This is a genomic window from Pseudomonas duriflava, from assembly GCF_007830155.1.
Taxonomy (GTDB): domain Bacteria; phylum Pseudomonadota; class Gammaproteobacteria; order Pseudomonadales; family Pseudomonadaceae; genus Chryseomonas; species Chryseomonas duriflava.
Map to the genome: position 1 here is coordinate 373,508 of NZ_VLKY01000001.1, position 14,357 is coordinate 387,864.

Consider the following 14,357-nt stretch of genomic DNA (forward strand, 5'->3'; position numbering starts at 1 on the left):
GTGGATACTAACAGGCCCGATGGATCTCGACCTTGCCCGTACTTTTCTAGAAATCGCTCGCACCGGCAGTTTCAATGCTGCAGCCGAACGCCTGCATATTACCCAGACTGCCGTCACGGCGCGTATCCAGAGCCTGGAAGCGCAACTCAAGTGCCGGCTGTTCGTTCGTAACCGTGCAGGCGCCCGTCTCACGGCCGATGGGCAGGTCTTTGTCGGGCATGCCACTCAGCTTGTACAAACGTGGGAAGCCGCGCGGCGTGATCTGCCATTGCCAGAAGGCTTTCGCAACCTATTGAACATTGGGGGCGAGACGAGTTTGAGTAACCCGCTTATGCTCAATTGGGTAACGCGCCTGCGTGAGGCCATGCCGGAGTATGCCGTTCGAGCCGAGATGGCGGATAGCCGTACGCTTCAGCGACAGGTAGATCAAGGCGTACTGGAGGCAGCCTTGGTGTATCAGCCTGAATACGGGCCGGGCTTGCAGGTAGAGCCTCTGCTTGAGGAAAAACTGATTTTGGTCTGCGCGGTCGACAAACCAGAGCCGTATATCTATATCGACTGGGGTGAGGCCTTTCGCCGACAACACGATACTGCTTTGCCAGATAAGGCAAGGGCGGCGCTGTCTTTCAGCCTGGGGCCGCTGGCTTTGCAATATCTCGTGCAAAAGGGTGGAGCCGGTTATTTTCGGACCCGTGTGGTACAGCACTACCTGGATAGCGGCGTGTTAAGGCGTGTGGAGCGGGCGCCGGAATTTGCCTACCCCACATACCTTGTCTACTCCCGAGACCGCGATACACCTGCACTGCAGCAAGCCATCCAACACCTGCGCGACGTGGTCGCCGAGGACAGCGACTGGTCGCAGCGGTGGGAAGGGTAGGCTCGTAGCCGTCTATAAAGTACGGCTCACAGCCTACCGGTACGGTGAAGCAGGCGTAGTACTTCAGGCTGCGCTTTCCCGAGAAGCCTCCTGGTTGGCTGCCTCACGATGGGTCAGAACATTTTTCAGCCAATGCTGGTACAGGGCGGCAATCAAATCGGTCTGACTGACGACGCCTGCAATCGCGCCCTGTTCGTCCAGTACAGGTAGGCAATGCAGCCCGTGATCCGAAAGCAGGGGCACCAGGTCAGCAAGGTGGGCGGTGTCTTGCACGCACTGCACGGTACGCGTCATTAATACTTCTACAGGCGTTTCGCTTGAGTGCCCCGAGGCGATGTGGCGGAACAGATCAGTCAACGTCACGATACCAATCAGCTGGCGTTCTTCTGTCAGCACCGGCAACACCTTCAAATGGTGCGTTTCCAGCTGATCCCACGCTTGCCTGATCGTAGCGTGCGGCGTAGCTGTCAGCACATCCCTCGACATAATCTGAGCCGCCGTAATCGCGCCCATCCGGCGGCTCACGGCATGCCGCTCGGTCTGGCGGACCAGGGCTTCCAAGGCATCCGGGGTAATGTCCACAAAGGCGCCAAAGGACTTGAGCGCCTGCTCCAGATCAGCACTTGTAAAGCCGGTTCGCTGACTGGGAAGCGGATCGTGCGTCTTGTGTGGATGGGCAACCGGGGGTGCCTTGGGGTAGGGCAAGCGGGTGAGGTTGTTGTAGATAAGCGCCCCGGCCAAAACAATAAGCGAGCACAGGGCGACCGGCAGCATGACTGCCAGGCCCAGCTGTTGAAAGGCCGGGCCACCCAAGCTGACCGAGACAACAACAGCGATGCCGGGCGGATGCAGGCAACGCAGGCTGAACATAACGATGATAGTTGCAGCCATCGCAACCGCGGCGGCAAGCAAGGTATGGTCAATCCATTGGCCGACCAAGGCACCGACACCGGCAGCCAGGACATTGCCGCCGACAATAGACCAGGGCTGCGCCAGAGGGCTGGACGGTACCGCAAACAAGAGCACGGCCGAGGCGCCAATGGGTGCAGCCACGCGCAGGGCAACATCAAGCCCATAGAAATGCATACAGGCCAGTACGCTGACGACCATGCCCAGGCAGGCCCCCAGGGTAGCGCGCAGCCGCTCTCGAGGCGGGGCATTTACAGCAACGGGTTTAAAGCGTTTGAGCCAAGGAAGGAATAAGGACAGCTTGTTTTTCACGTTAGGTCATGATCGAAGCTACATAAGCCGACAAGCCTACTAAAGCTCGTTAACATCGATCCAATGAATAATAATGGTATTTATAATCAATTATCATGAAGTTAAGCCGGTTTTTATGAGCGCAGCCTGTTTGCGGTGCGATTTAAAATTGAGTTCAGCCCAGGAAAGGCGCAGAGGACCACGTACATGAACTGGCCCTCAATAACACCGCTACTCTGAATCAGCTACAAAGCTCCTACTTATAAGCTGGCTGCAGGGCCAAAAAACTCGTAATAGCTCTGGGCTTCTGGCACGCCAAGGGTTTTGATGTCGCGCTTGACCATAGCCATAAAGGGCTTTGGTCCCAGGAAATAAACATCAACGTTTCTGTCTCGATGCAGTCAGTCGGCCAGCACGGCCGCGGTTAGGAGGCCTGTAGCATCGCTGGTCTCCTGGCCGTGGTTCGCTATGGCAGAAATAGGTTCGCACGTGTGGGAACTGGCCGGCTTTCTCCTCCAGCTAAGGGCGAAACGCCTGTACGCCACCATGCCGGGCAAAGTGAATAAAGGTAGCCGGGCGTGATCCAGAGCAGCTTCAAGCATGGGCAGGGCAGGGCAGGGATAATGCCTTCAAGCACGTCTGATGGGGTTGGATCACCCCAGACGAATCTGGGATTGCGCGAGGCGGTAGATGCCTATCAAAAGCAACTGATCCAGTCTGCCCTGGAGCGTCACCAGTACCGCTGGGCCGATGTGGCCAGAGCGCTGGGCCTCGACCGTGCCAACCTCAACCGGTTAGCACGGCGGCTAGGTGTCAAATGACATGATCTGTGTCATATCTACTCTGTGTGCAGCGCTGCACCATGAAGCCTAAGCAAGGTCTTAGTTCTAGTGAGACGGAGGGTTTATGACACTACGACTGGAACATCTGGAGCGTGAGCAGGTAGAAGCACTAATGGCTCTGGCGACCTCTACGCAGTTGACTCATGATGGCTTTGGCACTGGGCTTGGTGGTGGTCTTGGCCTGGGGGGTGAGTCAGCGTTGGGCTCGCTGATTGGTGAAACCCAGGCAGAGCATCGGCTTCGGGAGGCCATTTCAGGGCTTACACGAGAGCAGAAAATTGAGCTGCTGGCGTTAATCTATGCCGGCAAAGATGGGGGCGAAGCGGAGGCAGGGTTCATGGCGTCCAAGCAGGCACTCGCACCCTTGAGCGAGAGCTATATGGTCGACAAGTGCATCGACATGAGCCCTTTTCTACATCAGCACCTCGAACGGATGTTGGATATCATTGCTTAGCAATGGGATAAGTACATACAAGGGGCCTTGAAAATCGCCTGCTTTTGCACAAGGCCTTAAGAAGACACAATGTTATAGGGCAGGTGCACTTCCACGCGTACATGCTCGGCTTCATTGCTGAACGTGGCATGGCCCCCAAAACCTTCGCACAACGCCTTGACGATTGGCAGGCCCAATCCCCAGCCACGGTCATTGCTACGCGAAGAGATGAAGTAGGGTGTTGCCAGGTTGGTCAGCACTTCGTCGGGCATCTGTCCCTGGTTGCGTACCGCTACTACGACCCGATCGTTTTCATGACGCTGAATGATTTCGATCTGGGTATCAGACAGGCCATGTTTGGCAGCGTTGATCACCAGGTTGTCGAGGATGCGCAGGAAGGCGTGTTTGTCCCAATAAACGCCCTGGTCGGGCGACTCGAAGTGAGTCACGATTTCGTTGCGGACCTGAATGCGCAGGCTTTCGACCGCCTCTTGGAGTAGCACCTTTAAATCCAGATGCTCGGCGTTGAGTTTGATTCCGCCTCCCATGCTGGTGTGGGAGATATCCAGCACGTTGGTAATCATGCGGTTCATGCGCTGAAGGTTTTCTTCCAGTAGCTTCAGCATGTCATCGGTACGGCGCTCAGGCGTCCGCTTCATGAGATTGACGATCATGGTTGCCGTTGTCAGCGGAGAGCGTAAGTCATGATTCAGCGAGCGCATAAAGCGTTCTAGCATGATCTTCTCGGCTTCCAGGTCTTCGCTACGGGCGATAGCCACGTTGCGTTGATTCTCGATGCTTTCGAGACGGTAACTGGATTTGAGCAGCGATGCGATAGTTGCCAGTACTTCATCGCGATTGATCGGGTGCGTTAGGTAGGCTTGTGCTCCCTGATTCAGTCCCATGGCCTTGTCCTTGCCGCTGACAAAGGTGGCCGAGATGTTGATGATGGAAGGCAGTTTCTTTCGGTCGAGTTTCTGCTCGATCGCTTGGATCAAGTCGAAGCCGTTCATATCAGGAAGATTGATATCAATGATGACGAGGTTGGTACACTCGTCGATCAGTTCGAGACCAGCAGCGCCGGTACCGGCCTCCAGCACATCGTAGTTTGGCTGAGACTTTAATATTTTGCGCAATACATACCGATTGGCATCGGTGTCATCAATGATGACGATGCGCTTACGCTCGTTCATTGCTTAAGCTCCTGACGAGGCCTTGTACATGGTGCAATAGATGGTTTACATAATCCGGCCGGGACTTCTGCAGGATGGCGTGGCAATGTTGCTTCAGGTGCGCCTGTTCATCTTCAGTTATCAGTTTCGCCGTATTGATCAGAACGCGTCGGCGCATGCTTGGGTCCATGCTTTCGAGTAATTCTTCACCGCTAATATCAGGCAAGTCCAGATCCAGGAAAATGATATCCGGACGTATAGCGTTGAGTTTATCCATGCTGGTGCGAGCACTGTCCGCTTCAATCATGATCGGGTCGTAGGGCTCTAGCGCTTTCATGACAATATAGCGATCAGCCTCGCTGTCATCGATCAGCAGGATGGTCGTACCTGCGAGTGCACCGGGTCTCAGGTCGTCTTCCGGTTGATCAAGGACGATCGGTAAGCGCAGGTAGAACTTGCTGCCCACCCCAAGCTGGCTGGTAAGATCAATTTCGCCTTTGAGCAACAAGGCAATCCGCTGGGCAAGTGGCAGCCCTAGGCCTGTACCTTCAATATTCTTCCGGCCGGGTGATTTGATCCGGTAGAACTCGTCGAATACTTTCTTTTGATCATCCGGCGAGATGCCGATACCCGTATCGGCCACCATGAACTCGAGCTGATCAGGGGAGGGCATGAAGCAGCGAATGGTGACTGTACCGCGAGGCGTGTACTTGAAGGCATTCGAGATCAGGTTACGCAGTATTTGGAACAAACGTTCCTGGTCGGTATACAGCCGGACGTCTTCAATCGGCATGTCAAGCCGATGCGTGACATGCTCATAGCGAAAGGAGAGGGCTGCAGCAAACGTATCGAGCCGCTCCATGAAGTCCTTCAACATAAACGTGTCTGGTTCAACACGCATCCGGCCCGATTGTACTTCTGCCAGTTGCAGCAACTCGCCTACCAGCGTGGAGAGTTCAGCGGCCGCGTCGCTGATGAATTTGACTTGGCGGTACTGCTCGTCGTTAAGCGGGCCATCCTGCCCTGAAATCAAGAGTTTCGAGATGTTTTCGATGATGTTGATGGGCGTGCGGAACTCATGGGTCATGTTGGAGAAGAAGCGGCTTTTCGCCTCGCTGGCTTCTTCCAGTTCCTGAGCTGTCTTTTCCAGCTCCGAATACAGCGCCACAACACCCTTATTGGTGTTTTCTAGCTCCTTGTTGGTATCTTCCAGTTCCTGCTGCTTGATTCGCAGCTCAGCCGTGGTAACCAACAAATCTTCACTCTGGAGCTGCATTTCCTTATAGGGGTCAAGGGCGCTTTTGTCTGTAAGCTGTCTCAGTAACGCCTTTAATTCGTCGTCTTCAGGAAAAGAGCGTGCGCTAGCCATATACTTTGCGGCGCTGATCCGGGTTCCCTCGCTAGAGGTCGTGATATCGAAGTCATCCATCAGCCGCTGGGCGCCTCGCAGGCCCACTCCCATGCCGGTAGACGAGACATAGGTACCACCAAGAATTTCATCCAGGTGTGGAATACCTTTACCGTTGTCCTGCGCTACGAAGCGCAGACCGTGCAATTGTCCTTTACCGTTGGGCATCAGGTAAAAGCTGAAGCGGCCTTGTTGGGCATATTGATAGATATTGCGGGCCAGTTCGGACACGGCCGTGGCGATGCGGATTTGGTCCAGACGGGGCAGGCCGACCCAGTCGGCGATCTGCTTGGCACGTTGGCGGCACCAGACAATGTCCTGCTCGTTTTCGATACGCAGCGAAGAAATCAGCCGTTCGTTATTCATGCACGTATTACCAGGACGGTGGCATCGTCGGTAGTACGTTTGAAGTCACGGTGAATGACCGCGGCAACGACAGCCGGATGCTTATTGAGCAAGCCAGGATACCCTTCGAAAGAAAGCCTGGAATTAATGCCGTCGGACGACATGATAAGTGCAGTGCTTTCGTCCCACGGATAGGTAAAGGCTTGAATGCGGCCTACCTTGTAGCCCGCCGTGCCGTTGGACGACACCATGCTGCGCACACGGTCCGCAACCAGGACGCCGGCTATGTTTCCCACGCCGCAAAAGGTAACGCGGCCTTGTGCGGCATCGATCTCTGCAAAGGCCAGGGCACCTCCGCGCGTGTTCATGAGCGCTCGATGAGTGCGCTCCATCAGCGTGGTAAGGGATTGCCCGGGTTCGTGATCAAAAAAAATCTCGCGCGCCTTGCTGCTGGCCACATGGGCCAGCGGCCCGTGGCCCAGACCGTCACATACCATGACCCGGTTACCCAGGACGGCCCAGGCATCGCCACAGACTTCCTCCTTGGGATGGGATGTGCTGATCGCACCCTGTCGGAAGAGCGAAGGGGCGGGGGCTGGCTGCAATTGAAAACGGGAAAAGACCACGGCTCCCTGCTGAGGCAAGGAAAAGATATCGAATTGATCCGACATCCGTTTGATTGCGCCCAACCCTGCGCCCATGGTGCCTTTGGTGGAGTAATGATCACTGATACATTGGGTAACATTGGACATGCCGGGCCCGTTGTCCACGGCAATCATGTCCAGGGCGTAACCGTCATGGCTCAGGTACAGTTCTCCCTCTCCGGCATGATTGACCAGGTTGCGGGCCAGTTCCTGGGCGACCACCGTCACGCGCCCCAGGGTTTCCGGGTCATCGGTCAGCTGACTGGCCTGCCGGATAACCGCCCGGCGGGCGGCATCTACATGCGCGACATCAGAGACGGGCAACAGCTGGCTGCACAGTAGAGGGGTTACCGCCATTTCCATAACTCCACACGAGTACCTTTGCCAAGGTCGCTTTCAATGATGAATTCGTCGACGAGCCGTTTGGCGCCGCTCAGTCCCAGCCCCAGGCCGTTACCTGAGGTGTAGCCGTCCACCATGGCCTTGGCAATGTCCGCGATCCCCTTGCCTTGATCCGTAATCACGAGATGCACAGCGTTGCGACCGTTGCGGACCGTATCTTCGATCATGCATTCGCCACCACCGCCGTAAATCAGCGCGTTTCGGGCGATCTCGCTGGCGGCGGTAACGATCTTGGTCTGTGAGACGAGCCCCAGTTTGGCGGCTTCGGCTGCCTGGCGTACGCGCTGGCGGATGAGAACAATGTCAGTCTCCTGCTTCAGCGGAAATATCTCTCTCTTCCCCACGCTCGAACTCCAGCAGTTGATCATCGCTGACCATCTTTTCCAGACGGGCCATCCCTTTTTCCACATTCAATGCAGTGGCGATGCCATCCAGGGAGAGGCCGAGCTCTACCAGCGTGATCGCGACGGCGGGTTGCATACCGACTACGATGACCTTGGCATCGAGTATTCGAGAGATATTGGCAATATGCGAGAGCATGCGGCCGATGAACGAGTCGACGATCTCAAGCGAGGAGATATCGATCAGGACGCCTTTGGCGCGGTGTTTAACGATCTGATTGGTCAGATCTTCCTGCAGGTCCAGAGCGAGTTGGTCGTGCATGTCGACCTGAATAGACAGCAGCAGGTAGTTACCCATTTTCAGGATCGGAATCTTATCCGCCATGGAATGGCTCCTTAACGGGTCGCTGACGTGACGAGGCGAACGTTGAGCTCTTTCAGAGCCATCTGGAACGCGTCGGCCAGGGAGGCCTTGGTGATCACATCACCCAGTTCCACACCAAGATGAACGATAGTGGCAGCGATTTGCGGACGAATCCCGCTGATAATGCACTTGGCACCCATCAGTTTGGCGGCGGTTACGGTCTTCAGCAGGTGCTGGGCAACCATGGTGTCTACAGTGGGTACGCCGGTAATATCGATGATGGCGATGTCGGACTCGGTCTGAACGATCTTTTCGAGCAGCGCCTCCATGACGATCTGGGTGCGGTTGCTATCAAGTGAGCCGATCAGTGGAATTGCCAGGATGCCTTTCCATAATTCGACTACCGGAGTAGACAGCTCCAGCATGCTTTCCTGCTGCTCGCGGATGATGGCTTCGCGGCCTGTCATAAAGCACTCGACCGTATAGAGCCCGAGTTTGTCGAGGAGCTGATTGATCTGCCAGATGTCCTTGGCAGCATCGTCGCTGTACTGCTGAATGCGCGAGAAAAGTGGCTCTTTCAGGGAAAAAATGAACGTGGCGGTATCCGAAGGCGTGAAACCCTGACGGCTCTGGCTGCGAGACAGCCGTTCCAGCATACCTTTGATAGGCGACCACTGAACGCTTTCAAAATCATCAATACCGGCAGCCGCAGCTACGGTCAGCAGTTTAAGCAGCTCGCGGGAGTTGGCGATAACTGTATCTTCGTCGATCAGGTCGGCTCGGATTCCCGCGGCCCGTTGAGCGATTGTCCATTCTTGCAGCAGTTCGTTCTCGTGTGTCTGTAGCAGTTCAGCTATAGCGGATGCGGGCATTATTCTTCCTCTAGCACGGGATAGATAGCCAAGGCGGCTGTGTTCTGGGTGGCTGACCTTGGCTTTTATCTGGGCGTGATACATGCAAGCCGGCCTATCGCTTATGGCCGAGCCTCTAAATAGGGAGATTGGACACAAGAATCAAGGGGAGGTGCGGTGAGTTCGAAGGATAAATCAGGCGGAGGTGTTATCTGGCAAAAGTAGGGAGAGGCGGTAGCCCGTCGCTCCGGACTGTCTTCGTAATGGGTGCATTAAGACCTATAAAGATAAATCACGACTTATGTTAGGTGGCTATGCAACAAATTATTGGGCTGGTTTAAGATGCCAGCTTTGGCGCCTCGATGGTTCAACACGTGATGCGGCCCTAACAATAAATAGCAGGTTGTAGTTTTTATCTGCCAGTGAGCGCACGCCTTAGCCTAGCGACGGCGTATCAAACATGGAGAGATATACCCAAATGAGCACATTGAAGCTGAGTTCACTGACACTGGCGCTAATGGCTTGCAGCTCCTCTCTAGCCTGGGCCGGACAGGCAGACTCCAAGGGGTTTATCGAAGACAGTCACCTAAGCCTCGTCAACCGTAGTATTTATTTCAACCGTCAGGTACGAGGTGACGGTCATGACGGAGAGTCTCGTGATCCACGCGACTGGTTATATGGTCTGATTGCTACCTACGGATCGGGCTTTACTCAAGGCACGATCGGCTTTGGCTTTGATGCCTTCGCTCACCTGGGCCTCAAACTTGACGGCGGCGATGGTCATGCGGGCACCGGTGATCTTCAAGTCGACAATAACGGTGAGGTTCAGGACGACTACTCGAAGATCGGCGGCGCTGTGAAGCTGCAAATTTCCAATACCGTCTTGAAGTATGGCGAGATGCAGCCAACCTCTCCCGTCTTTGCCGCAGGCGGCAGCCGCCTCATTCCGCAGACGGCCACTGGGTTTAGCCTGTTCAGCCAGGAAATTGAAAATCTTGATCTGGATGCGGGTCATTTCACGGCAGGTACTGAGCCAACGTCCACCAGCAGTGACGGCGGGATCTGGGCGACTTATGCCAATGAAGAAACCAGCTCGGTGGATTACCTGGGCGGTGCTTATCGAGTCAATGAAAATCTAAGTGTCTCGCTATATGGCTCAGAGTTCGAAGATATTTGGCGGCAGTATTACGCAAATACTAACTATGTTCTCCCTCTCCAGGATGACCAGTCGCTAACCTTCGATTTCAACATTTACCGCACCACTGACGAGGGCCGCGCCGAGGCTGGCTCGATTAGCAATACCACCTGGTCTCTGGCCGGTGCGTACATGATTGGCGCCCATACGTTCACCTTGGCGCACCAGCGTATACATGGCGACACGCCGTTCGATTACGTCGGCTTTGGCAATAACGGCTCAGGCGGCAGTGGCGACTCGATCTTCCTGGCCAACTCTATCCAATGGTCCGACTTTAATGGCCCGAACGAAAAGTCCTGGCAGGGCCGCTACGACCTGGACATGACTGCCTATGGCATGCCAGGACTCAGCTTCATGACCCGGTACGTTTACGGTTATGACATCGACGGGACCCATGCCGACTCCGGCGGATCTTACGTGGGTAACTACGGCCGTGATGACAAAGAGCGCGAAACCAACCTGGAAGCCAGATATGTTATCCAGGACAGCTCAGCCAAAGACCTGTCGCTGCGTATCCGGCAGGCATGGCACCGAGGCGACGACTCTACTGGCGGCGCAATCAACGAGTTCCGCTTCATTGTCGACTATCCGTTGGAAATCCTTTAACACCCAAGAGCCTGTCATAGTCCAGGCTCTTCATATTCTGAGGCAGCCGTGTGCTAAAGCGCCGGCTGTTCCTCTCTTTCCAGCAGTTCTGGGTAGTCGTTGCGTACGTTTCCAACGGCTTTGTTTACCGGATACCACTTGAAGGCTGTTACTCGCAGCGCGCCCTCATGTGCAATTTCCTGTATACGATCATCAGGCAGGTCCGGTTCCATCCATTCACAGGCGGCATCGGGGCTTAATACCAAAGGGCTGCGGTCATGAATATCAACCATGCCGGTATCGGCGGCTGAGGTCACAATGACGAAACCATCATCCTCGCGTTCAGTTTGATCGCTGCGGTGAAACTGCCCAATGGCCGCAAAAAATAAAGGTTCTCTCGAGGCAAGGCAGATGAAGTAAGGCTGCTTGCGCTTAGGGTTGTCCGGATCTTTTTTCCATTCGTACCAGCCATCGGCCGCTACCAATGCCCGGCCGTGTTTCCAGAGGCTGCGAAACATCTTGCTGGTGGCGGCTGTTTCTACGCGGGCATTAATCACAGGCGGTCGCTTGGCAGAGGGGGATCCTGGCTTTCGCGCCCAGAAGGGAGTGTATCCCCAAGGGACCGGGTCAAATCGGATGCCTTCGGCTGTTTCATGCAGGAGCCGTACGCGTGTACTGGGTGCCACGTTGTAACGGCCCATGGGCATAGCGTCCAGGCCACCAGTAAAGGGCACGGATGATTTAAGCGCTTCGATATAGTCAATGGCCGCCCGGTATTGAGCGAATCGTCCACACATGTCTCATGGCCTGTTGCTCTTTCTGTTCAATCGACAACAAAGAAGGGGAAGAAAGTTCAGGGCAATAAGCAAGTTAATAGCGAGACGCTATACTGAGCTGGGCAGGCTATAAGTAGTGGCGGGATGATGGCCCCGTGCGAACGGCTATTCTCGCATGATAGTCATTTAGGGTCGGTAGCCTGTGCTTCCGTTTATCATATAAAGAACTAAGGTTGTCAGCCGAATGTCGATCCGTTTCAAGCTTATTATGCTTGTGCTAGCTGTTCTGACACCAACACTGCTTGCTTCTGCCTTTGCCATCTACTACGTATATACTGACCAGCGAGCCAAGGTCGAAGAAAGTATGCGGGCTACGACCCGGGCCTTTGCCTTGGCGGTTGACCGTGACTTGTCTCGGCGGGACGCCATCATCGAAGCTCTAGCGGCCGCGCCCTCTCTGGATCGTAACGACCTTCAAGAATTCTACGAGCACGCGAAGCGAATTACCCCGTCGCAAGAGAACACCATCATTCTGTTTGACCTCGAGGGCCAGCAACTCCTTAATACCCGTGTGCCTATCGACAGCGAGTTACCTCATAACTCAGCGGCTACAGTCGAGCTCAAGGATTTTGCCAAACCGATTATCGTCAGTGATCTGTATATGGCGCCGGTGGCTCAGGTGCCCAGTTTCGCTGTTCGCCGCCCCGTCATGCGCGATGGCAGGGTGTCCTACTTCATTTCCATGGGCTCCTTTGCCAGTCAGCTGAGTTCAGTTCTTGAGGACCAGCAGCTGCCTAGCGGCTGGCTAGCCGTCATCATCGACAGCTCTGCGCATGTTGTGGCTAGAAACATCGATCCAGAAACCTACATCGGACGATCCATCCGCGAGCCGATGCTGTCCCTGCTGCTGGAAAATGTCACGCGTGAAGGTTTCTTGGATACTCATTCGTTCGAAGGCACAGAGATCCGCTCCTACTTCAACAAGGCGCCAGCGTCGGGTTGGACGGCTGTAATTGCCCTACCGCAGGATGAACTGCGGCGCAGCGCAATCATGGCCTCTGCCGGTGTTATTTTTGGCTCGCTCATTCTGCTTGGTATTGCTCTAGCGCTGGCCTTTTGGATGGGGCGCAAGATAGCGCATCCTCTTCATATCCTGGACCAGACCGCCCAAGCGCTAGGCCGCGGCGAAGCCGTAAAGCCGGTACCGACTGGGATGGTGGAAACCGACCGTACGGCGGCTGTGCTGGCCCAGGCCAGCGAAGAGATTCAAAGCGCCAATGCTTTATTGAATCAGCGGGTCGATGAGGCCATTACACAGGTTGAGCGTTCACAAAAAGCGCTACTGCAAGGGCAAAAATTGGAAGCGCTGGGGCGATTGACGGGGGGGATCGCGCATGATTTCAATAACTTGCTGCAAACACTGACGATGGGGCTTGAGCTGGCGGAGCTATCATCCACGGATCCGCGTGCTCAAAAGGCGCTAGATGCGTGTAGCCGTTCAGTTGTACGTGGTACCAAGCTCACACGGCAACTCATGGCCTTCAGTCGCAGCCGGGTCGATGAAGCCCGTACTGTCGATTTGCGTGCTGTGCTGATAGGCATGGGCGATCTGCTAGACGGAGCCTTGCCTAGCCGCGTGACGCTCAAGCTGGAGGTGCCTGAGTATTCCTGGTCCGTATTCATGGACCCGCTGCAATGCGAGCTGGCCGTGCTCAACATGGTTTTCAACGCCCGTGACGCCATGCCCAATGGTGGTGAGATTCTGGTGTCACTATCCCGAACATATCTCAATGAGGGTGAGGTAGAAGGCCTTGCTGCAGGTGATTACATTGCCCTGGCGGTCAAGGATAACGGTCAAGGCATGACAGAAGAGGTGCAGGCCAGAGCACTGGAGCCATTCTTCACAACCAAGGAAGTCGGGCAGGGCACCGGGCTCGGTCTTGCCCAGGTTTATGGGTTTGCAGTTCACTCCCAAGGCACAGTGTTAATCGACAGTACTCTTGGCGTCGGCACAACGGTAACTGTGTTGCTGCCTATGGGAGAAATGGCCTTTATCGAGCACAACGACTCCGTATCTGCTGAGGCAAATGCTCCGCTGTCAGCTCGCGTCCTCTTGGTGGATGATGATGAGCAAGTACGACAGGTTGTAGGCCCAATGCTAGAGGAATTGGGGTTTTCGGTTACGGTTGCCAATAATGCCGATGAGGCTTTGCAATGTTACGAGGCTGCGCGTGAGGGACCAGTCGAACAGCGTCCCGATATTATCTTTTCCGACATCATCATGCCTGGACGCATGGACGGTATTGGCCTGGCACTTGCCTTACGCGAACGTGAGCCCGACCTGCCCATTGTTCTAGCAACCGGATATACAGAGCATGCCTTGAAAGATTATGGCTTCAAGGTTTTATCCAAGCCCTATGATTTGAAGACATTGGCGCAGACCTTGAAAGAAGAACTGAAACGCAAGGCAGTGTAAGAAACCCCTGTAATAAAAGCGTGAGAGGTGCCATTGATAGGGCTGTGTTTACCTTGCCCTATCCTCACGTAGCTTACAGAGGTAATGCCATTGCCTAGATAAGGTGTAGCGGATGAATACGGCTATATGCCTGGAAGTAATCCTGCTCGTATTGAACGCAGGTTACGCAGAAAGAGCGGGGCCTTTAGTCTGCTGTTCTGATCTTTTTGGGAAATTCTAACCGTTACAGAGAATGTGCATGACCGTGGCGCGTTTAAGACAGCGTGAACCATGAGGCGAAGCCATGCCGTAAAACCTGACCACTCAGGATCGAGCATTCAGACATGTTGGGTCTCATGCCGCTATTTCTGCATCAAGCACATTGCGTACGCAAACGACTAGAAACCCTTTCGTTCATCGTTATCATGCCTATTGTCATGTGATAGCAATATGCCTCATTCAAAATG

12 protein-coding genes and 1 pseudogene are annotated in these 14,357 nt (G+C 54.8%); 5 read left to right on the forward strand and 8 right to left on the reverse strand.

The features are described from left to right. The first annotated feature begins 19 nt into the window (after nt 1–19). Entirely contained in the window at nt 20–877 is an 858-nt protein-coding gene (locus IQ22_RS01780) for a LysR family transcriptional regulator (protein ID WP_145137134.1), read from the forward strand. 63 nt (nt 878–940) lie between these two features. Here IQ22_RS01780 and IQ22_RS01785 read toward each other — a convergent pair whose 3' ends face one another. Then, nucleotides 941–2,098 carry an HPP family protein gene (locus IQ22_RS01785; RefSeq protein WP_244308858.1) on the reverse strand — a complete coding sequence of 386 codons (1,158 nt, stop codon included), beginning with the start codon at nt 2,096–2,098 and terminating at the stop codon, nt 941–943. Nucleotides 2,099–2,748: 650 nt separating this feature from the next. Here IQ22_RS01785 and IQ22_RS01790 point away from each other — a divergent pair. Together IQ22_RS01790 and IQ22_RS01795 are read left to right on the forward strand one after the other, a co-directional pair. Then, nucleotides 2,749–2,898, forward strand: a pseudogene (locus IQ22_RS01790) (helix-turn-helix domain-containing protein); the annotation flags it as partial. 85 nt (nt 2,899–2,983) lie between these two features. Next, nucleotides 2,984–3,373, forward strand: coding sequence for a DUF3775 domain-containing protein (locus IQ22_RS01795; RefSeq protein WP_145137140.1), 390 nt, complete (start codon nt 2,984–2,986; stop codon nt 3,371–3,373). Between the two features lie 56 nt (nt 3,374–3,429). Here IQ22_RS01795 and IQ22_RS01800 read toward each other — a convergent pair whose 3' ends face one another. The 6 genes from IQ22_RS01800 to IQ22_RS01825 are packed head-to-tail and all read right to left on the reverse strand — an operon-like array spanning nt 3,430 to nt 8,900. After that, nucleotides 3,430–4,545, reverse strand: a complete 1,116-nt coding sequence (locus IQ22_RS01800) for an ATP-binding response regulator (RefSeq protein ID WP_145137143.1) — start codon at nt 4,543–4,545, stop codon at nt 3,430–3,432. Continuing rightward, nucleotides 4,532–6,298: an ATP-binding protein gene (locus tag IQ22_RS01805; protein ID WP_145137146.1), complete on the reverse strand. Its 1,767-nt coding sequence runs from the start codon at nt 6,296–6,298 to the stop codon at nt 4,532–4,534. Before IQ22_RS01805 ends, IQ22_RS01800 begins: the two co-directional genes overlap by 14 nt. Next, the gene (locus tag IQ22_RS01810; RefSeq protein ID WP_145137149.1) at nt 6,295–7,278 is read right to left on the reverse strand and encodes a SpoIIE family protein phosphatase; all 984 of its coding nucleotides are present in this window, start codon (nt 7,276–7,278) and stop codon (nt 6,295–6,297) included. The genes IQ22_RS01805 and IQ22_RS01810 overlap by 4 nt, the downstream gene beginning before the upstream one ends. Then, nucleotides 7,269–7,667 (reverse strand): ATP-binding protein, encoded by a 399-nt coding sequence (locus IQ22_RS01815; RefSeq protein ID WP_244308860.1) that lies wholly within the window; start codon nt 7,665–7,667, stop codon nt 7,269–7,271. The genes IQ22_RS01810 and IQ22_RS01815 overlap by 10 nt, the downstream gene beginning before the upstream one ends. Then, the gene (locus IQ22_RS01820; protein WP_145137155.1) at nt 7,627–8,049 is read right to left on the reverse strand and encodes an STAS domain-containing protein; all 423 of its coding nucleotides are present in this window, start codon (nt 8,047–8,049) and stop codon (nt 7,627–7,629) included. The genes IQ22_RS01815 and IQ22_RS01820 overlap by 41 nt, the downstream gene beginning before the upstream one ends. Before the next feature lie 11 nt (nt 8,050–8,060). Further along, entirely contained in the window at nt 8,061–8,900 is an 840-nt protein-coding gene (locus IQ22_RS01825) for an STAS domain-containing protein (protein ID WP_145137158.1), read from the reverse strand. Between the two features lie 457 nt (nt 8,901–9,357). Between IQ22_RS01825 and IQ22_RS01830 the strand changes: the two genes are divergently transcribed. After that, nucleotides 9,358–10,680 (forward strand): OprD family porin, encoded by a 1,323-nt coding sequence (locus tag IQ22_RS01830; RefSeq protein ID WP_145137161.1) that lies wholly within the window; start codon nt 9,358–9,360, stop codon nt 10,678–10,680. A 53-nt stretch (nt 10,681–10,733) separates the two neighbouring features. Here IQ22_RS01830 and IQ22_RS01835 read toward each other — a convergent pair whose 3' ends face one another. Next, nucleotides 10,734–11,456, reverse strand: coding sequence for an SOS response-associated peptidase family protein (locus tag IQ22_RS01835; RefSeq protein WP_145137164.1), 723 nt, complete (start codon nt 11,454–11,456; stop codon nt 10,734–10,736). A 223-nt stretch (nt 11,457–11,679) separates the two neighbouring features. Here IQ22_RS01835 and IQ22_RS01840 point away from each other — a divergent pair, with 223 nt between their 5' ends. After that, nucleotides 11,680–13,911, forward strand: coding sequence for a hybrid sensor histidine kinase/response regulator (locus IQ22_RS01840; protein ID WP_145137166.1), 2,232 nt, complete (start codon nt 11,680–11,682; stop codon nt 13,909–13,911). Nucleotides 13,912–14,357 lie beyond the last annotated feature (446 nt).